The 20,309-nt window shown below is 72.7% G+C and carries 16 protein-coding genes and 1 tRNA gene; 9 read left to right on the top strand and 8 right to left on the bottom strand.

The window, feature by feature from the left end; genetic code table 11:
* Window positions 1-11 precede the first annotated feature (11 nt).
* The 4 genes from JAO84_RS12110 to JAO84_RS12095 form a co-directional block, all read right to left on the bottom strand.
* Window positions 12-731 carry a L,D-transpeptidase gene (locus tag JAO84_RS12110; protein ID WP_370412873.1) on the bottom strand — a complete coding sequence of 240 codons (720 nt, stop codon included), beginning with the start codon at window positions 729-731 and terminating at the stop codon, window positions 12-14.
* A 145-nt stretch (window positions 732-876) separates the two neighbouring features.
* A complete protein-coding gene (locus tag JAO84_RS12105; RefSeq protein WP_370412872.1) occupies window positions 877-3,711 on the bottom strand; it encodes a SpaA isopeptide-forming pilin-related protein in 2,835 nt (944 codons plus the stop codon).
* 196 nt (window positions 3,712-3,907) lie between these two features.
* A complete protein-coding gene (locus JAO84_RS12100; protein ID WP_370412871.1) occupies window positions 3,908-5,914 on the bottom strand; it encodes an AAA family ATPase in 2,007 nt (668 codons plus the stop codon).
* Window positions 5,915-6,097: 183 nt separating this feature from the next.
* Entirely contained in the window at window positions 6,098-6,817 is a 720-nt protein-coding gene (locus tag JAO84_RS12095; RefSeq protein ID WP_370412870.1) for a leucine-rich repeat domain-containing protein, read from the bottom strand.
* Between the two features lie 196 nt (window positions 6,818-7,013).
* Here JAO84_RS12095 and JAO84_RS12090 point away from each other — a divergent pair, with 196 nt between their 5' ends.
* A complete protein-coding gene (locus JAO84_RS12090) occupies window positions 7,014-7,520 on the top strand; it encodes an SRPBCC domain-containing protein (protein ID WP_370412869.1) in 507 nt (168 codons plus the stop codon).
* A gap of 85 nt (window positions 7,521-7,605) precedes the next feature.
* On the opposite strand, the gene JAO84_RS12085 is transcribed toward JAO84_RS12090, so the two are convergent.
* Window positions 7,606-8,142 carry a hypothetical protein gene (locus tag JAO84_RS12085; RefSeq protein WP_370412868.1) on the bottom strand — a complete coding sequence of 179 codons (537 nt, stop codon included), beginning with the start codon at window positions 8,140-8,142 and terminating at the stop codon, window positions 7,606-7,608.
* Window positions 8,143-8,344: 202 nt separating this feature from the next.
* Here JAO84_RS12085 and JAO84_RS12080 point away from each other — a divergent pair, with 202 nt between their 5' ends.
* Window positions 8,345-9,049, top strand: coding sequence for a DUF998 domain-containing protein (locus JAO84_RS12080; protein WP_370412867.1), 705 nt, complete (start codon window positions 8,345-8,347; stop codon window positions 9,047-9,049).
* A gap of 33 nt (window positions 9,050-9,082) precedes the next feature.
* Here JAO84_RS12080 and JAO84_RS12075 read toward each other — a convergent pair whose 3' ends face one another.
* Together JAO84_RS12075 and JAO84_RS12070 are read right to left on the bottom strand one after the other, a co-directional pair.
* Window positions 9,083-9,820, bottom strand: a complete 738-nt coding sequence (locus JAO84_RS12075) for a translation initiation factor IF-2 (RefSeq protein ID WP_370412866.1) — start codon at window positions 9,818-9,820, stop codon at window positions 9,083-9,085.
* Window positions 9,821-9,883: 63 nt separating this feature from the next.
* Window positions 9,884-10,321: a MarR family winged helix-turn-helix transcriptional regulator gene (locus tag JAO84_RS12070; RefSeq protein WP_370416732.1), complete on the bottom strand. Its 438-nt coding sequence runs from the start codon at window positions 10,319-10,321 to the stop codon at window positions 9,884-9,886.
* A 104-nt stretch (window positions 10,322-10,425) separates the two neighbouring features.
* Here JAO84_RS12070 and JAO84_RS12065 point away from each other — a divergent pair, with 104 nt between their 5' ends.
* A complete protein-coding gene (locus JAO84_RS12065; RefSeq protein ID WP_370412865.1) occupies window positions 10,426-11,331 on the top strand; it encodes an alpha/beta fold hydrolase in 906 nt (301 codons plus the stop codon).
* Between the two features lie 127 nt (window positions 11,332-11,458).
* Window positions 11,459-11,995, top strand: a complete 537-nt coding sequence (locus JAO84_RS12060; protein WP_370412864.1) for a hypothetical protein — start codon at window positions 11,459-11,461, stop codon at window positions 11,993-11,995.
* A gap of 259 nt (window positions 11,996-12,254) precedes the next feature.
* Here the strand turns inward: JAO84_RS12060 and JAO84_RS12055 are convergent.
* Window positions 12,255-12,327: transfer RNA gene (locus JAO84_RS12055), tRNA-Arg, on the bottom strand.
* A gap of 285 nt (window positions 12,328-12,612) precedes the next feature.
* On the opposite strand from JAO84_RS12055, the gene JAO84_RS12050 reads away from it, so the two are divergent.
* The 5 genes from JAO84_RS12050 (at window position 12,613) to ettA (ending at window position 20,305) form a co-directional block, all read left to right on the top strand.
* Window positions 12,613-14,292, top strand: coding sequence for a dynamin family protein (locus tag JAO84_RS12050; protein ID WP_370412863.1), 1,680 nt, complete (start codon window positions 12,613-12,615; stop codon window positions 14,290-14,292).
* Between the two features lie 4 nt (window positions 14,293-14,296).
* Window positions 14,297-16,126, top strand: a complete 1,830-nt coding sequence (locus tag JAO84_RS12045; protein ID WP_370412862.1) for a GTPase — start codon at window positions 14,297-14,299, stop codon at window positions 16,124-16,126.
* 147 nt (window positions 16,127-16,273) lie between these two features.
* Window positions 16,274-16,759, top strand: a complete 486-nt coding sequence (locus JAO84_RS12040) for a single-stranded DNA-binding protein (protein ID WP_370412861.1) — start codon at window positions 16,274-16,276, stop codon at window positions 16,757-16,759.
* A 247-nt stretch (window positions 16,760-17,006) separates the two neighbouring features.
* Entirely contained in the window at window positions 17,007-18,407 is a 1,401-nt protein-coding gene (locus tag JAO84_RS12035) for a Cys-Gln thioester bond-forming surface protein (protein ID WP_370412860.1), read from the top strand.
* Window positions 18,408-18,640: 233 nt separating this feature from the next.
* Window positions 18,641-20,305 carry an energy-dependent translational throttle protein EttA gene (gene ettA, locus JAO84_RS12030; RefSeq protein ID WP_265862502.1) on the top strand — a complete coding sequence of 555 codons (1,665 nt, stop codon included), beginning with the start codon at window positions 18,641-18,643 and terminating at the stop codon, window positions 20,303-20,305.
* Window positions 20,306-20,309 lie beyond the last annotated feature (4 nt).

Raw genomic sequence — 20,309 nt, 5'->3', positions numbered from 1 at the left:
GGCGGCCGCGCTCAGTCGGCGGTGCCGGGTTTCGTCCCCCATACGTACACCCGGTCGTCGACCTTGAGGAGCTTCCACAGCGCCTCCGCGTCCTTCATCGACAGATTGACGCAGCCGGCCGAGCCGCCGCCGTCGAAGAGGTTGCCCGGGTGTCCGTGCAGCGCCTGGCCGCCGTCGAAGAACTGGGCGTACGGCATGGGGGCGTCGTCGTACAGGCTCGACACGTGGTCCTTGTCCCGCCAGTAGATGGCGTGCCAGCCCGGCCGGGTCTCCATGGTGTCGCGGCCGGTGCGGATCGGGACCGGGCCGAAGCCGATCTTCTTGCCGGTCTGCACCCACAGCAGCTGCCGGTCCATGTCGACGCAGGTGACGCGGTACGCGCGCACCGGGCAGCGGCCCTGCGCGTTGGGGTTCGGCCGGGCCTGGGCGGCGACCATCGTGCGGTACGTGGCGAGGTCGGCGTACCCGTCGGTGCGCGGGGTCTTCTCGCGCTGCTGGAAGGCCCGGATGGCGGCGCAGTCCTCCGCCGACTGCACGCCGTCGACGGGCCGCCCCAGGTACTGCTCAAGGGGCCGCTGGTACGGGCCGGTCGGCGCCGTGCACGCGGCGGCGGCCAGGGGCGTGCCGGCGGGAGCGGTGGGGGCGGCGGCCAGGGCGGCGGGGGCCGCACACAGCAGTGCCGCGAACGCCGTGGCGGCGGTCGCGGCACCGGTTGCCCGAAGGGTGAGCACTTCGGAACCTCCTGAAGGGGTGGGGACGTTCGCTCCCAGTCGATCAGTGCCGACCGGCCCCGGCCCGGCCTGCGCGGCCGAACCGGTGAACGTGCCCCGCCCCTTCAGAACGTCTTCAGAAGGTCTGCAGGAGATCCTCAGGAGGTCACCGCTTGGGGCGGCTCTTGCAGTCCTTCCCGTGGCACGGCTCGCCGCGCTCGTTGGGAATGCTCACCTCCACCGGCCTGCCCTGGTCGCCCTTGGTGATCTCGAAGGGCCCGAAGGCGTTGCCGGGCCGCAGCACGTACCCCTCGGGCACGGCCGTCTCCCGCAGGTAGTACGCGCCGAGCGGCAGGTCGCCGAAGGCGCAGACGCCCTTGGCGTCCGTCGCGCAGCCCGCGCCGACCCGGGTGTCGGGCTTGGCGCCGCCGGTCTGCAGCCCGGCCGTGCCGTTCGTCTCGCGCCACAGCTCGAACACGGCACCCGCCAGCGGGCGTCCGGTCTTGGCGTCGGTCTTGAGCAGCTTCAGGGAGCCCTTCGGCTCGGGCGTGCGGGTGTTGCGGGCGGTGATCCGCACGCCGGAGGCCGCGTTGTCCTCGGTGAGCACGAGCGGGCCGAAGACGGCGGGGGCGGGCAGGTCGTAGCCCGTGGGGGCCTTGGTCTCCTGCCAGTAGTAGGTGCCGGTCTCCACCGTGCGGGAGCACAGGCCGTCGGCGCCGGTGACGCACTCGCCCCGGGCGCTGTCGGGGTTCGCGCCGGTGGTCTGGAGCCCGGCGGTGCCGTTGGTCTCCTTCCACAGCTGGAACTTCGCGCCGGCGAGCACGGCGCCGGTCGTGGCGTCCTTCTTCAGGATCTCGACGGAGCCGCTGGTCGGGACGACCGGGGTGCGCTCGTTGAGCGCCTCGACCGTGACGCCCTGCTCGATGTACTGCTCGCTCAGGACGAGCGGGCCGAAGACGGCCGGGTCGGGCAGCTCGTGCCCGGCGGGCGCGGTCAGCTCCTCCCAGTAGTAGGTGCCCGGCTCGACCGCGTGCGTGCAGACGCCGTTGGAATCGGTGGTGCAGGGGGTGCCGACCTCGGTGTCCGGGGTCCCGCCGGTGGTCTGCAGGCCCGTGGTGCCGTTGGTCTCCTTCCACAACTGGAAGACGGCGCCGGGCAGTTCGTCGCCCGTCCGGGCGTCCTTCTTGACCACCCGCACCTCGCCGCTGGTCGGGACGACCGGCGTACGGGAGTTGTTGGCGGTGACGGAGACGCCCTGCTCGGCGTTCTCCTTGTCGAGGACGAGCGGCCCGAACACGGCCGGGTCGGGCAGGTCGAAGCCCGCCGGGGCCTTGGTCTCCTGCCAGTAGTACGTGCCGGTCTCCACCGTGCGGGAGCACAGGCCGTCGGCGTTCGTGGTGCACGGGTCGCCGACCATGGTGTCGGGGTTGATGCCGATGGTCTGGAGGCCCTCCGTCCCGTTGGTCTCCTTCCACAGCCGGAACTCGGCGCCCGGCAGCACCGCGCCGCTCTCCGCGTCCAGCTTGAGCACGTCGACGGCGCCGGTCACGGGCAGCCGGGTGTCGCGGGCCTGGACCGTCACGCCCCGCTCGGCGTTCTGCTCGGTGAGGACGAGCGGACCGAAGACGGCGGGGTCGGGCAGCGCGTAGCCGTCCGGGGCCTTGGTCTCCTGCCAGTAGTACGTGCCGGTCTCCACCGTGCGGGAGCAGACGCCGTCGGCGTCGGTCGTGCACGGGTCGCCGACGGCGGTGTCGGCGTTCGCGCCGTTGGTCTGGAGTCCGTCCTTGCCGTTGGTCTCCTTCCACAGCCGGAACTCCGCGCCCTGCAGTTCCTCGCGGCTCTCGGCGTCCGTCTTGACCACCTTCACCACGCCCGTCGCGTTCGGCGAGTCGCCGCAGTCCGGCAGCTCGCCGTTGAACGGGTACGCGTGGAACTCCTGCCCGCCGCCGCCCGTGGCGCTGCTGGTGTGGGTCAGCGAACCGGTCGTGAAGAAGCGCCCGTTGACGCCGGGCAGGGTCACCGTCGTGGTCGACTTCTGCTCGCCGACGAGGACGCTGCCCTGGAACTGGCCGGTGCCCGCGAGGTTCACGGTGGCGGCGTCCGGGATGTTCCAGAGGAGCCGCTCGCGGTAGGCGTTGAGCGGGTCCGTCCTGTCGTCGATGCCGCCGCTGTAGGTGCTGATGGTGCGGTTCGCGCCGAGGACGTTGACGAGGATCGTGGCGTTCGCCGGGATGTTCCGGAAGACGATTCCCTGCTGCCCGCCGGTGGCGGTGGTCATGTCGAAGTCGACGTTGAAGATCTGGAGCGCCGAGCTGTTGTCGCCGGTGAACAGCGTCTGGCCGCCCTGGTTCACCGCCGTGCCGGTGGGCGTCCGCGGCTTGCCGTCGACCCGTGCGTAACAGCGGCTCGCGGTGGTCAGCTGGTCGCGCAGCGCCGTGTACGGGTCGGTCGCGTCCGGGTCCCGGTCGAGCGTGGCGACCACGGTGCCGGTCAGCGCGCCCGCGTGCCGTACGACCCCCTTCTCGGCGAGCAGCCGCTGGCCGGCGGCCACGCTCACCTTGCCGCCGGCGGTCAGCCAGTCCGAGCCGTCGGGCGGCGGCACGCGCGAGCCGACGCCCACCTCGCCGATGTTGTACGTGGAGCCGGCCGAGGCGCTCTTTGCCATGTCGAAGTCGTCGAGCACGACCACCCGGCCCTCGGCCTCGGCGGCGGAGCCGCGCACGAGGAAGTCCTCGCCGACGAAGATGTTGATCGCCTTGTCGCGCCCGGCGAAGTCGAGGTTGTTGATGCCCGGGAAGGGGTCGGGGCAGCTGCCGGGCATGCACGGGCCGAGGCCGCCGGGCAGCTTCGCGGCCGCCGCCGGCGCGGCCGCCGGGCCGAGCAGGAGGAGGGCCGGGACCGCCGTGGTGGTGACCACGGCGGTGGTGACGGCGGAGGCGAGCGCGGCGGACCTCGCCCGGCGGCTGCGGCGAGGAGTCCCTTGTGTAGTGCTTTGGATCATTTCGCGAGTTTCGCAGCAGGTCAGGGCCGGGCCCGGGATTGGCGGCGGCGAACCGATCCGCCCCCGGACAGACCACCGCGCCGCATGAACGGACTCCGCCAGTCGGCGCAGGCCGGGGTGCGCGGGGCCGGTGGTCGTGCGGTGCGTTGTGCGGTGCCTCGTGTGGTGCGTCGTGTGGTGCCTCGTGTGGTGTGGCCTAGGGGGTGGTGCGCGGGGCGGGTACGGGCACGGGACGGGGCCCGGTTCCGGCCGCGCCGCCGGCGCCGGTTCCGGATGTGCCGGCGCCGGCGTCTCCGTCACCGTCGCGGAGGGTGTCGAGCAGCCGGCGCAGGGCCGCGCGCGGCTGCGGGGCGTCGAGCCGGGCGTCGAGGTGGGCGAGGGCCCGTTCGGCGCGGCGGCGGGCCCGGCCGGGGCGCCCGGCCCGTACGTCGGCGAGCGCCCGGGCGTACTGCGCGAGGGCCGTCGCCCAGGTGTCGTGGTGCCCGGTGGGCTGCGCGAGGGCCCGGCGCGCGGTGCGTACGGCACGGGCGGGCGCGGTCGCGGAGTCCACGATCGCGAGCGCGGCGAGGCTGACCGCCGGGGTCGGGCCGCCGGGCGCGAGCGGGGGCACGGTGTCGGCGGCGTGGCGGTAGTGCGCGGTGGCCGCCGGCAGGTCGCCGCGCTGCCAGGCGAGCGTGCCGTGCACATGGGCGATCCGGCCGACCAGGGCGTCGTCGCCGCACAGCACCGCGATCGGCCAGGCCCGGTCGAGCAGCCGCTGCGCGGTGGCCGGGTCGGCACCGGTGGTGAGCCAGCCCGCGAGCCACTGGCCGCGGGCGGTCAGCCACTCGGCGGCGGGCAGCCGCGGCAGCAGCGCGAGGACGTGCCCGGCGCCCTCCCGGGCCCGCTCGTGGGCCACCCACCAGAACCACAGGTGGAGCACCGTCTCCAGGGCCGTCTCGGCGTGCCCGGGGTCGAGGGTGCCGCGCCGCACCAGCGCGGTGAGGTCGGCGAGTTCGTCCTGCACGAGCCGTACCGCCTGCTGCTGGAGCCCGGTGTTCCACAGGGTCTCGGCGACCGCCGCGGTGCTGCGGCAGTGCCGGGCGTGCCGGCTCGCGGCGGCGGCCGACTCGCCCGCCGCCGCGAGCCGTTCGGCGCCGAAGTCGCGGGCGGCCCGGGCCATCCGGTAGCGCGGTTCGAGCACGGAGCCGAGCTCCGAGGCCCGCTCCAGGGCCCCGATCGCGGTCAGATGGGCGAGGGCGCCCGGCACCCGGTCGGGGGAGAGGTCGGCGCCCTCGCACACGAAGACCGCGGCCCGCTCGGTGAAGTCGCCCGCGAACACGCTGAGCCGCCGCCAGGCCTTCCGTACGCCCGGCTCGCACAGCGCGTGGACGGCGCCGAGCGAGGCGCGCCAGGAACGGTGCCGCTTCAGCAGCGGACCGGTCGCCGACAGCCAGCACTGCCCGTCCTGGAGGCGGTCGGCGAGATCGTCGGCGGGGAGGTCGGTCAGCTGCGCGGCGGCCAGTTCGATCGCCAGCGGATTGCCCTCCAGGAGCCGGCAGACCCGGGCGACGGCGGCCGGATCCGGCTCACTGGTCACCCCGTGCGCCTCCGCCGAGGCCCGGAGCAGCTCGGCCGCCGGCTCGGTGGCCAGCGGCGCGAGCCGTACGACATGCTCGTCGCCGAGCCCCAGCGGCCGCCGCGCGGTGACCAGCACGCGCAGCGCGGGCAGCGCCATGAGCAGCGACTGCACGACCCCGGCGCACTGCCCGTGCACAGGGTCGACGTCGTCCAGGATCAGCAGCAGCTCGTCGTCCGGCAACGCCCGTACGGCATCGGCCAGTTCGAGCGCCGCGCCCACCCGTACGGTGCCGGCCGCATTGCCCGCCGTGCCCACCCGCCCGTACCCGCCGGCCGCCGCGTCGAGCGCCTGCGCGATCCGCCCGGCGAGCGCCCGCGGCCCCACCGGCACCCCGTCGTGCCACCGCACCCGCACCATCGCCCGCCACGGCGCCTCCTCCGGCGCCACTGCCGCAAGCGCGAGCCGGCTCTTTCCGACCCCGGCGGCCCCGGTCACGCTCACCAGCCGATGCGCCCCGAGCGCCGCCCGCACCGCCGCGAGCTCCGCCTCCCGCCCGACGAGCCCCTGCGGCCCGGCCGCCCGCTCAAGCAGCCGCACCCCGCCGCCGCCCTGCCCTGCCCACACGCCCACTACCCCCGTCACGTCGTCCCACATCTCGTCATCCCGCCCCCGAACCCGCAGGTCCGCCGTGCAGAACCGTCACTGCAAAAGGCGTCACGGGACGTCAACGCGGAAGGGTGGGGTGAGGTAGCGCGGATGACGCCGGTGTCACCCTCCCCGGTGACGGGGGATCACCGTGGAAGGGGGCTCACCGCAGACGGGGCCTCACCGCAGGACGACGCAGCCGCGCCGTTCGAGCCGGGCCAGGAGCGCCGGGGGCGGAACGCAGAGATTCCAACGGAGGTCCAGCTTCTCCAGCGCGGGCAGCTCGGCGATCCAGTCCGGCAGCCGGGTGAGCCGGTTGCTGCGGACGTCGATGTGCCGCAGCAGGGGCAGGCCGGCGAGCGGCTCCGGGAGCTCGGTGAGGGCGTTCTCGCGCAGATCCAGATGGCGCAGTGCGCGCAGGGCGGCCGTGGACGGCGGCAGATGGGTGATCGTGTTGCCCCGGAGCCAGAGCTCGCGCAGGTCGCGGAGGGAGCCGATCGTCTCCGGAAGGGTCGTCAGGCGGTTGTGCTGCGCCCGGAGTTCGACCAGTCCGGTCATCCGGCCGAGGGCCTCGGGCAGGGCGGTGAGCCGGTTCTCGCCGACGTTGAGGTAGCGCAGCCGGCGGAGCTCGCCGAGGGTGTCGGGGAGGTCGGCGAGCTCGTTGTCGTGGAGGTAGAGAAAGGCGTCGAGGCCGGTCAGGCGGCCGAGTTCGGCGGGCAGCGAGGTGAGCCGGTTGTGGCCGAGATCCAGGGTGGACAGCCGCCGTAGCCCGCCTATCTCGGGCGGGAGGTGGGTGAGCCCGTTCTCCGCGAGGATCAGTGTGTCGAGATCGGTGCGTTCCCAGACCGAGGCGGGTACTTCGCCCAGCTGTCGGCGCCACAGGTTCAGCGTGTGCGTCACGGTGCGATTCCTTCGGGGGAGGGGGAGTCGGGTGCGGGTCGGGTGCGGGCCGGGTGCGGGGGCTGGTCAGCGGGGAGGGGCGAGGAGGCCGTTCGACGGCGGACCGTTCACCTGGCACGGTGACGAGACGACCGGCCGCCGAATTCTGAAGCCCCCTTGACCCCCCTGATCTCGACGTTGTGAGGGACATATGCCCTTGAAGCCCACCGCACCGGATTCGGTCGAGTACGTGCGGCAGCACGACACCCGGCACGACACCTTCACCGTGGAGGCCCACCTGGCGGCACCCCCGGACACGGTCTTCGGCGCGTTCGCCGACACCCCGGCCCGGCGCCGGTGGTTCAGGCTGCCCGGCCGCCAGGTCTCGTACACCCACGACTTCACGGTGAACGGCGGCGAGACCGCGTCGAGCCTCTTCACGACCACGGGCGCCGCACCGGAACGGCTCGCCTACGCATCCCGGTACCTCGACATCGTGCCGGCCGCGCGCGTCGTCTACACGTACACATCCCACGTGGACGACATCCCCCGCTGGGCCTCCCTGGTGACCGTCGAACTCCACCCGCACCCCGACGGCACCCACCTGCGCTGGACCGAACAAGCCGCCTTCCTGACCCCCTCCGCCCGCCCGGAAGACGACCTCCCCCACCTCCGCGGCGCCACCCGCCTCCGCCTGAACGGCCTCCCGGCGGCGCTGGGGTAGCGCCTGTGGTCGCCCCTGCGGTCACCCTGACGCCGTGTGTGTCCGCCGCCGGGGACAGCCTGTGGCGCCGGGGCGGCGCGGGAGGTCACTCGGCCAAGGCGTCGTACAGCTCGGCGTCGTCGGGAATCCAAGGGAAGGCGATCGCCGGGTACGCGGCCGAGCGGTCCTGCAGGTCGAAGGCCAGGACGGCGTCGACGAACTCCCGGGGCGGCAGGTAGCGGTGATCGGCGACGTAGTGCCCGATCAACTGGGGCGCGGCGTAGGCGGTTCCCGGAGCCCCGGGTACCCGGATCTCGCCCGTAGCGGCGCTCGCGCGTCGGTGTCCCGGCCGGGGTTCGTACCAGGGGCGGGCAGAATCGAGCGGTACGGGACACAGGTCGCACTCGTGCAGGCCGAGCGCCTGGTTCACGCCCTGCCCGTCCAGCACCGCCAGCAGTTTGGAGACGAAGTCCGCGGACGCCGGCCCCTTGGTCCAAGGCTGTCCGGACTCCAGCCAGCCGATGTTGAGCCGCCGGTAGGCGTTCCGCACGGTGACGAACCGCAGGCCGGCACCGGCTTCGGTGAACACATCGCCGTCCTCGGCCGGGAGGTAGGCGTAGGGACTGAGATCGGCGTAGAACACGACGTCATTCCATCAGAAGGCCTGATCGAGGTTGATGTCAGCGGGGCAAGGCTCCGCGCCGGCGACGGGGAAGGCCTGGGCTGACACGGCCAGATCGCCGGAGTCGTCGTAGAGATGACATGGGGCACCTTCCTCGTACCGATGAGTTCGCCGCTCCTCACCGGTCATATGTGCGACCAGACCGGTACGAGGAAGGCCCGCCATGACCCACACGCTCAACGCCCCCCGCGCCAACCCCGCTTCCGCCCCCGCCGCTGTGCTGCCCGCGGCCCGGTCCGGGGCACGGGGGCGGGGGCTGATGGGCGGCGCGGTCGTCGCGGGCCCGGTGTTCCTTCTCGCCGGGGTCGTCCAGGGGTTCAGCCGTGACGGATTCGACTTCGCGCGCAACGCGATCAGCCAGCTCGCCCTCGGCGACGGCGGTTGGATCCAGACGGTGAACTTCCTGCTCACCGGCGCCCTGTTGACCGCCGGCGCGGTCGGTCTGCGGCGCGAGCTGAGCGGCGGGGCGGGCGGTACGTGGGGTCCGGCCCTGGTGGGCGTGTTCGGGGCCTCGTTCTGGGCGGCCGCCGCCCTCCCGGCCGACGCCGGGGCGGGCTTTCCCGTCGGCGCGCCCGACACGACCGTGATGAGCGGGCACGGCGCCGGCCACATGCTCGCCGGGATGGTCGGTTACGTCGCGCTGTGCGCCGTGTTCGTCGTCCTGGCGCGCCCGCTCGCCGCGCGGGGCCACCGAGCCTGGGCCGTGGCCTCGCGGATCGCCCCGGCGGTCGTCCTCGCCGGGTTCATGGCCTCCGCCGCCTCGGTCCTGGCGTTCACCGCCGGCGCGGGCCTCGGGCTGGTGTGGCTGGCCGCGGTGACGGCCCGCCTCGCCGGAGACCGGTCCGAGCGCCCGGGGCTTGCAGCCTGAGCCGGACAGCCGTCCGTCCTTCCGTCCGGCCGGTCAGTGCGGTGGCGGCGCCGGGTGCAGCGCGTTGCTCACGCTGCAGCCGCCCTCCCCGGGCATCCGCTGGATCCGGGTCGGCGTCCACACCTCGGTGGCGCCGGGGCTCACCCGGGCGAGGACACAGTCCTGCGCGTCGAAGCCGTTGCCCTGCACCGACAGGAGAACGCCGACCCGCCCGTCCTCCGCCCGCACCTCGCTACGGATCGCCGGATCCAGGTCCAGGGCGGCGACCGCGCGGCGCACCTCGGCCTCGTCGACCCGGCCACCCCGCGGCACCCGCGGAAGCTTGGCGCGCAGCTGCTCCCCGTACGGCAGCTCGGGCGGCGCGGGCGGTGGGGCGAAGGTCAGCGGAGGTCCCTCCGGGCAGTCCACGTCACGCGGCTCCTCGCGCCACTCCGACGTCGGCGACACCCGCACCGCGAAACAGCGGAGCACGGTGACCTCCTCGAGGTCGAACCAACTGTTGTACGCCGAGCCGGACGTCCGGACGACCACCTCCACGCCGTCCCCTTCGTGCGTCGAGGTGCCGGTCACCCGCAGCACGTCCACCCCGTCGATGCCGGCGGCGGACCGCCCGACCTCCTCGGCCGTGCGCGGCCGCTGGCCGTACAGACGCTCGCCCGCCCTCCTGGCCGCCTCCCGCGCGGCATCCGTCGCCTCACCGTTGGAGTTCTGCACCACCCCACACCCGGTGATGAGCACCAACAGCGAGCCGAGCAGCAGCAGTCGACGCATGCCCCCACCCTTCCTCGTACCGCTGCGGGCGATCGTACTCAGCCCGCCCGCTCAGCGGCCGGCTCAGCCGCCGATCCGGGCGAGGGCGGTCGGGTCGAGGTGCTGAGCGAGGACGTTCAGGGCGGCCTTGACCTCGTCGAGTCGAGCCGGGTCCTCCAGCGCGCGGGTGAGGACGCCGTCGATGTCGGCGGCGCGGACGGCCGCGACGCGGGGGGAGGCGCTCGGGGAGGGCGTGATGAGGGTGCGGCGGCGGTCGGCCGGGTCGGTGCGTGTCTCGACCGTGCCGGCTTCGCGGAGGCGGGCGACGCACGCGGAGACCTTGCTCTGGGGGAAGCCGGTCCGCGCGGCGATGTCCTTGACGGGTGTGCCGGGATGGGCCCTGATATCGGCCGCGACGATGATCACCGACTGGGTGCTCGTGCCGTGGGCGCCGATGCCCTCGGTCGGGATGGCGGCCTCGCCGAGCTTCATCAGGGTGCGCCCCAGCAGGGCCAGATCCATGCCGTTCACACCCACAAGATACATCCCTCCAGATGCATCAAGATTGATACATCAGAAAAGATGCATTACTTTGAAGGCCACCATCCGGCGAAGGAGGACTCCTGATGACCACCGGCCTGCTGCCCGTCGACGGCGCGACCCTCTACTTCGAGCGGCGCGGCACCGGCCCGCTCCTGTTCATCTCGCAGAGCGGGGAGGGCGACGCCCGGCGCACCGCCGACCTCGTGGACGCCCTGGCCGACGACTTCACCCTGCTCACGTACGACCGCCGCGGCCTGTCCCGCAGCACCCTCGACGACCCCGGGCGGCCCGTCACCATGGCCGACCACACCGATGACGCCCACCGCCTCCTCGCCCACGTCGCCGACGGCCCGGCGTACATGCTCGGCTGCAGCTTCGGCGCCGTGATCGGCCTCCACCTGGCCGCCGGCCACGGCGATCAGCTCGACACCCTGATCGCCCACGAGCCCGTCGCCCCCTGGCTGCTCGACGCCGGCCTCGACGCCGAGGCCCACCGCGCCGAACTGGCCCACCTCCAGGACCTGTTCGCCACGCGCGGCCTGCCCGCCGCCCTCCCCGCCATCGCGGCGTCCCTCGGCATCGACCCGGCCGGCCCCGACGCCGAACCCGACCTGACCCCGCAGCCGATGGACGCACAGCGCCGCAGCAACTTCGCCCACTTCATCACCACCGAGTTCACCGCCCTGCGCACCGATCCCGGCTGCCGCGACGCCCTCGCCACCACCCCCGTCCGCATCCTGCCGGCCACCGGGCGGACCACCCCGACAACGGTCTACGACTACCAGGCCGCCCACCGCCTCGCCGCCCTGCTCGACCGCCCGGTCACCCCCTTCCCCGGCGGCCACAACGGCAACACCACCCACCCCCGCGCCTGGGCCACCCAACTCCGCGCCACCCTCCACACGCAGGACTCGAGCCTGCGCCCAATTGCTGAGAAGGGGCCCACGCCCAGCTCCGGCTTGCCGGGCCCCCGTCCCAGGTTGGTCTGATCGGTCGGATCTGCCGGTGGGTCGTGCCGGGACGTCCCGGGCGGCGGCAGGGCCGAGGTTATGCATGAAATCGCATGACCGTTTCATCCCCTGACCATCCATGAGCATCAATCTCAGGAGCCGCACGATGCGCACCATCAGATCGGCCTGTCTCGGCACGGCCACCGCGCTGGTCACCCTCCTCGCCTGCGCCCCTCTCGCGACCGCCGCCGAGACGGGCGCCGATTTCGGCCACGGCAAGGGCAAACACCAGGTCATCACCCTCATCGGCCAGCTCGCGGAGCAGTCCCGCTTCCCCGTCAACCCCAAGGGTCCGGCCGCTCAGGGCGACCGGACCGTCGTCCGCTCGATCCTCTCCGACGAGGCCGGCAACAAGGTCGGCGAGACCGGCGGCTTCTGCACCACCACCCGGGCGGCGCTGCCCGGGGACACTGGCGGAGCGGAGGAGTGCGTCGTGACCTACACCCTCCCGGACGGCCAGCTCACCGCGCAGGGGATGGTCTTCGGCATCCTCAACCCCCAGGGCCTCCCGACCGTCCCTCCCCCCTCGTTCGACAACGCGATCACCGGCGGCACCGGGAAGTACGACCGTGCTCGTGGCTCGGTCCACGCCGACACCATCGGCCCGGGCAAGAGGCGCTTCACGATCGACCTCTACCTCTGACCGACTCTGCCCCTGCCCGGTGAGACGGCCTGAAGAGGCGCATCGAGGAGGCGGGTGAGCTAGGGGATCCGGACAGGCCCGGGGCTGCCCGAAGACTTCTCCGCGTATTCACCGCAGCCACCCGCAGAAACCCGGTTTCCGCCAGACACCGCCGGGACGCCCCTCGGGCCCACCGGGGCGCGTCCGGCGCCCCCCGGACGATCACAGAAACCCCACCCGACCAGCAAAAAGACCCTCCCGAAGGAGGGTCCCGATGTTGCGCCCCCGGCAGGACTCGAACCTGCGGCCAAGTGCTTAGAAGGCACCTGCTCTATCCGCTGAGCTACGGGGGCCGGTGGTGGCCGGTGGGGTGGCCGGGTCAAGGATAGGGGTCCGGTCGGCCTGGCCCGGGTGCTTCACCTGCGTGGCACGATGTGGAGGTTCGGTGAAGCGGTCCGATAATCGCAGGCAGGTGCGATTCGTGCAGCGCTTTTCGCGCCACTCGGGCCGGGTGTTGTGCAGTCGTTATGCCCAGGGTGGCACCGAGGGTGCCCGGCTACATCCGTTCGGTCGGCGCGCGCAGCCGCAATACGCTTCAAAAAGGCTCCAAAATTGGGCATTCTTCGCATGTGGTGACCTTGGACGAACGGCCTCAGCTGATCGACGCACTCTCCGCCCTGCGCGACCGTGTCGCCGCCGTGCGTCTTCCCCTCCCCCTTCCCGGCGCCCCGCGCGCCCGCCAGACCCGGGCCGAGTTGCTCGCCCAGCTCGACGACTATCTGGTGCCCCGGTTGAAGGATCCCGACGCGCCGCTGCTCGCGGTCGTCGGCGGTTCCACCGGGGCCGGGAAGTCCACGCTGGTCAACTCGCTCGTGGGGCGGCGGGTGAGCGAGGCGGGGGTGCTCAGACCCACCACCCGGACGCCCGTCCTGGTCTGCCACCCCGAGGACCACCACTGGTTCGCCGGGATGCGCGTACTGCCGCAGCTCACCCGCGTCTGGCTGCCCCAGCAGGACGACGAGCACCCCGCCGAGGAACCCCCGGAGGACAACGCCCTGCGGGTCGAGACCGCCGCCACCCTGCCCCGTGGCCTGGCCCTGCTCGACGCGCCCGACATCGACTCCCTCGTCGTCGAGAACCGGCTGCTCGCCGCCGAGTTGATGTGCGCCGCCGACATCTGGGTCATGGTCACCACCGCCTCCCGCTACGCCGACGCCGTCCCCTGGCATCTGCTCCGTACCGCCAAGGAGTACGACGCCACCCTCGTCACCGTCCTGGACCGGGTTCCCCACCAGGTGATCACCGAGGTCTCCCGGCAGTACGAGGCGCTGCTCGACAAGGCCGGATTCGGCGACCTGCCCCGCTTCACCATCCCCGAACTGCCCGAGTCCACCGGCGGCGGCACCGGACTCCTGCCCGACAACGCCGTCGCCCCGCTCCGCGGCTGGCTCGCCCACTGCGCCCAGGACCCCGCCGCCCGCCAGCAGGCCGTCGGCCGGACCGCCGCCGGAGTGATCGACTCGCTCGACACCCGCATGCCGGAACTCGCCGGGGCGGTCGCGGCCCAGTACGCGGCGGCCGTACGACTCGGCGGCGCCGTCGAGTCCGCGTACGAGGAGCAGGGCGGCCGGGTCCGCGAGCAGGTGCGCCGCGGCGCCGTCCTCGCCGGCGACGCCCGTACCCGCTGGCGCGGCTACCCCCGGGACAGCTCGGCCGGCGAACTCCTCGACGCCCTCGTCGAATCCCTCGGCGCGGTCGTGCAGTGCGCCGTCGCCGCCGCCGACGAACGGGTACGGGACGCCTGGCGCCGTGAACCCGCCGCCGGCGCGCTGGCGCCCAAAGCCCACGCCCCCGCCTCCGCCTCCGCCCCCGGCCTCGCCCCCAGCGGCAAGGACGACGCCCAGGACGCCGGGGAACGGATCGCCATGACCGTACGGCGCTGGCGGCGCGTCCTGGAGGAGACGGTCGAGGAGGAGGTACGGGACATCGAGCGCCCCGCCGCCACCCGGGCCCGGGGCGGCAAGCGCGCGGCCGCCGCCGCGGCCCCCGACACCGAGACCCTCACCGCGCTCCTCGCCGCCGTCCTGCTCGGCGGCCGCCGCACCCGTGCCGCCGGCGACCGGCTGGCCGAACTCCTCGGCGCCCAGGGCGCCCTGCGGCTGCGCGACAAGGGCGGCGAGCTCCTCGCCACGTACCTCGACCGCGCCCTGCACACCGAACGCGACCGGCGTCTCGCCCCCCTCGACGCCCTCGACGTGACCCCCGAGCCGCAGGCCGAACTGATCGCCGCGCTCTCCGTACTGCAGAAGGAGAAGTGACGCCGTGGACGACACAGCGGATGGAGAGAAGCGCTGGGACGACGGGCTGATCGCCCGCCGTGTCGCCGACCGCCCCCACCCCAAGGGCCATCAGGACCAGCAGCTCACGGACGACGACGAGAGCGCGCTCCCGCCCCTCGGCGGCGCCTACGGCGGGGCGCTGCGCACCCGCCTCGACGCGCTGCACGAGCTCGTCGGCCTCTCCCGTACCCGGGTCGAGGGCCGGGCGCTGGCCGAGGCCGGACGGGTGCTCGACGAGGCCGCGGCGCGCCAGCGGCTGTCCGCGCGGCACACCGTCGTCGCCATCGCCGGGGCCACCGGCAGCGGCAAGTCGTCCCTCTTCAACGCCCTCGCCGGCGTCCCCGTCTCCGAGACCGGCCTGCGCCGTCCCACCACGTCCGCGCCGATCGCGCTCAGCTGGTCCGAGGGCGCGGCGGGGCTGCTCGACCGGCTCGGCATCCCCGGGCGGCTGCGCCGCAGGCCGCTCGCGGGCGGCGCGGCCGACGCCGAACTCCAGGGGCTCGTCCTGATCGACCTGCCGGACCACGACTCGGCCGTCACCGCCCACCGCGACCAGGTGGACCGGCTGCTCGGGCTCGTCGACGCGGTGATCTGGGTGGTCGACCCGGAGAAGTACGCCGACGCCGCGCTGCACGAACGCTATCTGCGGCCGCTCGCCGGGCACGCGGAGGTCACCTTCGTTGTCCTCAACCAGATCGACCGGCTCGGCACCGAGGCCGCCGACCTCGTCATCGACGACCTGCGCCGACTCCTCGACGAGGACGGCATGGCGCTCGGCGAACACGGCGAACCCGGCGCGACCGTCCTGCCGCTGTCCGCGCTGACCGGGGAGGGCGTGCCGGAGCTGCGCGAGCTCCTCGGGCGGTTCGTCCAGGAGCGCACCGCGCCCGAGCGGCGGCTCGCCGCCGACGTGGACGCCGCCACGGCCCGGCTGCGGCCGGAGTTCGTCGCCGACGGGCGGCCCGGGCTCGGCGAACGCTCCCGGGAGGAGTTCGCCCACCGGCTCGCCGTCGCGGTCGGCGCGCAGGCGGCGGGCGAGGCCGCCGAACGGGTCTGGCGCCGCAACGCCATCCGCGCCTGCGGCACGCCGTGGCTGCGGCTCTACCGCTGGTACGAGCGGGTGCGCGAGCACGGCAGCGGCGATACGGGCCAGGTGGCGCCGGTCGAGGACGAGCTGACCGCGCGTCAGCGGGTCGAGCAGGCGGTACGGATCGTCTCCGACGAGGCCGCGCGCGGGCTGCCGGGCCCCTGGGCGCAGTCGGTCCGCGAGGCGGCGCTGCGCGGCGCCGACGGGCTGCCGGAGGCGCTCGACGAGCTGACGGTGAGCATGGGCGACCCGGCGGCCCGGCCGCCCCGCCCGGCCTGGTGGCCGGCCGCGGTGCTCGCCCAGGTGGTGATGACCTTCCTGCAGATCTTCGGCGCGCTGTGGCTGATCGCCCAGATCGTGGGGGTGGTCGAGCCGCTGCTCTGGCCGCCGGTGCTCATCATGGTCGCGGGGATCGTCGGCGGTCCGCTGGTCGAGTGGGCCTGTGCGGCGGCGGTACGGGGACCTGCGCGGCGTTACGGGCAGGAGGCCGAGCGCGCGCTGCGCGAGGCCGCGGCGGCCTGCGGCCGGGCCCGGGTGCTCGACCCGATCGCGGCGGAGCTGATGCGCTACCGGGAGGTGCGCGAGCAGTTCGTGACGGCCGCCGGTGCGACGCGGATGGCGAGCCGGACCGTGGGCGGCGGGGGAGCGGGGATCGGTGGCGGTGGCGGGCGGTTCGGCGGGACGCGGTTCGGGCCGGCGCGGGCGGGGGGCGCGCGGGTGCGCTGAGGCGGAAGGCCTCGTTCGGGTGGCCGAGTTGTCCCCAACTGCTCACTTGTCCACAGGCTTCAGCGGGTTTCTCCGGTTCGGTCCAGGATGGATTGCGGAAGGGCGGACGACCGCCGTTCCGGGGAACCGATGGGGGAGCGTGGGCAGATGAACGAGACGACGGTGACGCTGGTCGGCAACGTGGCGACGAACGTGGAGTACCGGGAGACGGTGTCGGGCGGGGTCGCCCGGTTCCGCTTCGCGGTGACCGCGCGCCGCTGGGACCGCGAACGGGGGATGTGGGCCGACGGGGCCACCAGCTTCTACACGGTGTCGGCGTGGCGCTCGCTGGGGGCGAACCTGGCGGCCTCGGTCTCGGTGGGCGAACCACTGGTGGTGCACGGCCGGTTGAAGGTCCGTGAGGAGGAGCTCGACGGGCGCCGGAAGACCTTCGTGGACGTCGACGCGGTCGCGGTCGGCCACGATCTGACGCGGGGCACGGCGGCCTTCCGGCGAGCGACGCGACAGGCGGCGGCCGAAGCTCCCGCGACTTCCAGCGCTCCCGCAACTCCTGTACCGGAACAAGGCGTTCCGAATTCATCGCCGCCGACGGATCCCGAGCACGTCGACTACCCTCTGGTAGCCGCCCCCTGACCTTCCGTTGTGGGGATTTATCGATACCGTGACCAGCGGTTTCGCGCTCAACTTCCCCCGCTGATAACGATTTCGAGTCGGAATGGTTATCAGACCGTACGACGGGACACCGGGGGCTTCCCCGTCCCTAGGATTCCCGGATACTCATGAGGCACTTGCTTCCAGTGGGGCAGTGAGTCTGCTGGCGGGTGCTCCCCCCACGCGTCTCGATCGAAGACGCGGAGCAGCCCGCACGGAGGGGAAATCCATGTTTTCAGTTCGGAGGCGCGGCGTTGCCCGCCTTGCCGCCGCGACGATGGTTTCGGGTCTCGTCGTTGCGGGTTCGATAGCCATCGCGGGACCGGCGATGGCCGACGGGGCCGACCAGGGAACGGGCGGCGCCACGGCGACGCTCGGCGACCTGAAGATCTACGACACCGTCGAGATCAAGGACTCGAACCGTGAGGTCTCGGCCGGCCTGTTCGAGATGGCCGTCAAGCCCGGTGGGTTCATCCAGACCTACTGCATCGACCTCTACACCGGTGCGAAGACGGGCCAGGAGTACAAGGAGGTCGGCTGGGACCAGTCGTCGCTCCACAACAACAAGGACGCCGGCAAGATCCGCTGGATCCTGCAGAACTCCTACCCGCAGGTGAACGACCTCACGAGCCTGGCCGCCAAGGCCGGTGCCACGCAGCTCACCGAGAAGACCGCCGCCGCTGCCACCCAGGCCGCCATCTGGCACTTCTCCGACAAGGTCGACGCCGTTCCGGTCAACGCCGACGCCGCGAAGCTGACGAAGTTCCTGGAGGAGAAGGCCGTCGAGCTCGACGAGCCCACCGCCTCCCTGAGCCTCTCCCCGTCGTCCGTCGCGGGCAAGGCGGGCAGCCGTCTCGGCCCGATCACGGTCGACACCAACTCCGGCACGGCGAAGGTCTCCCTCGCCCCCGGCGCCCCGGCCGGCGTGACCGTCGTCGACAAGGACGGCAAGGCCGTCACCAGCGTCGCCGACGGCTCCAAGGTCTACTTCGACGTTCCGGCCGGTACCGCCGACGGCACCGCCGAGCTGAACGTCCAGGCCGACACCACCGTCCCGATCGGCCGCGCCTTCGTCGCCACCAAGGTGAAGAGCCAGACCCTGATCCTGGCCGGCACCAGCACCTCCACCGTCTCCGCCAAGGCCTCCGCGAGCTGGGCGAAGCAGGGTGTGGTCCCCTCGGTCACCGCCGAGAAGAACTGCGCCAAGGGCGGCGTCGACATCACCCTCGGCAACAAGGGTGACGAGGCCTGGGAGGTGGACCTCAAGGGCGTGAAGTACTCGATTGCCGCCGGCGAGTCGAAGACCGTCACCGTCCCGGTCGCCGAGGACGAGGCGTACAAGTTCACCATCACCGGCCCGAACGGCTTCGAGAAGGTCATCGAGGGCGTCCTCGACTGCAAGACGGCCACCCCCGGCCCGACGCCGTCCGAGACCCCGACCGACACCCCGTCGCCGTCCCAGACCCCGGCGACCGGCGGCACCACCTCCGGCACCACCGGCGGCGGCGACCTCGCCGAGACCGGTAGCTCCAGCGCCACCCCGATGATCGCCGGCATCGCCGCCGCGCTCGTCGTGGTCGGCGGCGGCGCGATCTTCTTCCTCCGCAAGAAGAAGACCGCCGGTCAGTAACCCGCAGCGGCCGAGGACGGCCCCGTCGCGCACCGCGCGGCGGGGCCGTCCCGTTTCCGCCATCCCTCCGCCATCCGCTCCGTCGTCCACCCACGGTGACGGCCGGGTCACTCGGAGAAGGGGCAGGTCAGGCTCGCGAGGTGCCGTCCCGGCGGTACTGGTTTCCGCCGACGGGGCTCGGTCAGGCAAGATGGGACCTATCTGCCCACTCACTCCTTGCCGGACGGTTTCTCTTGGCTGAGTACATCTACACCATGCGCAAGACGCGCAAGGCGCACGGCGACAAGGTCATCCTCGATGACGTGACGCTGAGCTTCCTGCCCGGTGCGAAGATCGGTGTGGTCGGCCCGAACGGTGCCGGTAAGTCCACCGTGCTGAAGATCATGGCCGGCCTGGAGCAGCCCTCCAACGGTGACGCGTTCCTCTCGCCCGGTTACTCCGTCGGCATCCTCATGCAGGAGCCGAAGCTGGACGAGTCCAAGACCGTGCTGCAGAACGTCGAGGACGGCGTCGCCGAGGTCAAGGGCAAGCTCGACCGGTTCAACGCCATCGCCGAGGAGATGGCCACGAACTACACGGACGAGCTCATGGAGGAGATGGGCAAGCTCCAGGACGACCTGGACCACGCCAACGCGTGGGACCTGGACGCCCAGCTGGAGCAGGCCATGGACGCCCTGGGCTGCCCGCCCGGCGACTGGCAGGTCAACAACCTCTCCGGTGGCGAGAAGCGCCGCGTGGCGCTCTGCAAGCTGCTCCTGGAGGCCCCCGACCTGCTGCTCCTCGACGAGCCCACCAACCACCTCGACGCCGAGTCGGTGAACTGGCTGGAGCAGCACCTCGCCCAGTACAAGGGCACCGTCGTGGCCATCACCCACGACCGGTACTTCCTCGACAACGTCGCCGAGTGGATCCTCGAGCTCGACCGCGGCCGCGCCATCCCGTACGAGGGCAACTACTCCACGTACCTGGAGAACAAGGCCTCCCGCCTCAAGGTCGAGGGCCAGAAGGACGCCAAGCGGCAGAAGCGCCTCAAGGAAGAGCTGGAGTGGGTCCGCTCCAACGCCAAGGGCCGTCAGGCCAAGTCCAAGGCGCGCCTCGCCCGCTACGAGGAGATGGCCGCCGAGGCCGACAAGATGCGGAAGCTGGACTTCGAGGAGATCCAGATCCCGCCGGGCCCGCGGCTCGGCAGCATCGTCGTCGAGGTCGAGAAGCTCAACAAGGCCTTCGGCGAGAAGGTCCTGGTCGACGACCTGTCCTTCACCCTGCCCCGTAACGGCATCGTCGGCGTGATCGGCCCGAACGGCGCCGGCAAGACCACGCTCTTCAAGATGCTGCAGGGCCTGGAGACCCCGGACTCCGGCGACATCAAGGTCGGCGAGACCGTCAAGATCTCGTACGTCGACCAGGGCCGCGCCAACATCGACCCCAAGAAGACGCTGTGGGAGGTCGTCTCCGACGGCCTGGACTACATCAACGTCGGCCAGGTCGAGATGCCGTCCCGTGCCTACGTGTCCGCGTTCGGCTTCAAGGGCCCGGACCAGCAGAAGCCGGCCGGCGTGCTCTCCGGCGGTGAGCGCAACCGCCTCAACCTCGCGCTCACCCTCAAGCAGGGCGGCAACCTGCTGCTCCTCGACGAGCCGACCAACGACCTCGACGTCGAGACCCTCTCCTCGCTCGAGAACGCGCTGCTCGACTTCCCGGGCTGCGCCGTGGTCGTCTCCCACGACCGCTGGTTCCTCGACCGGGTCGCCACGCACATCCTGGCGTACGAGGGCGACTCGAAGTGGTTCTGGTTCGAGGGCAACTTCGAGTCCTACGAGAAGAACAAGATCGAGCGCCTCGGCCCGGACGCGGCCCGTCCGCACCGCGCCACCTACAAGAAGCTCACCCGAGGCTGATCAG

Source organism: Streptomyces fradiae (assembly GCF_041270065.1).
Lineage (GTDB): Bacteria > Actinomycetota > Actinomycetes > Streptomycetales > Streptomycetaceae > Streptomyces.
This window is presented reverse-complemented; position numbering and strand designations above follow the sequence as displayed.

Coding starts and splice junctions, on each gene's coding strand:
- JAO84_RS12075 (WP_370412866.1), bottom strand. CDS start 9,820: ATGCGTCGACTGCTGCTGCTCGGCTCGCTGTTGGTGCTCATCACCGGG.
- JAO84_RS12040 (WP_370412861.1), top strand. CDS start 16,274: ATGAACGAGACGACGGTGACGCTGGTCGGCAACGTGGCGACGAACGTG.
- JAO84_RS12065 (WP_370412865.1), top strand. CDS start 10,426: ATGACCACCGGCCTGCTGCCCGTCGACGGCGCGACCCTCTACTTCGAG.
- JAO84_RS12080 (WP_370412867.1), top strand. CDS start 8,345: ATGACCCACACGCTCAACGCCCCCCGCGCCAACCCCGCTTCCGCCCCC.
- JAO84_RS12060 (WP_370412864.1), top strand. CDS start 11,459: ATGCGCACCATCAGATCGGCCTGTCTCGGCACGGCCACCGCGCTGGTC.
- JAO84_RS12035 (WP_370412860.1), top strand. CDS start 17,007: ATGTTTTCAGTTCGGAGGCGCGGCGTTGCCCGCCTTGCCGCCGCGACG.
- JAO84_RS12070 (WP_370416732.1), bottom strand. CDS start 10,321: ATGGATCTGGCCCTGCTGGGGCGCACCCTGATGAAGCTCGGCGAGGCC.
- JAO84_RS12105 (WP_370412872.1), bottom strand. CDS start 3,711: ATGATCCAAAGCACTACACAAGGGACTCCTCGCCGCAGCCGCCGGGCG.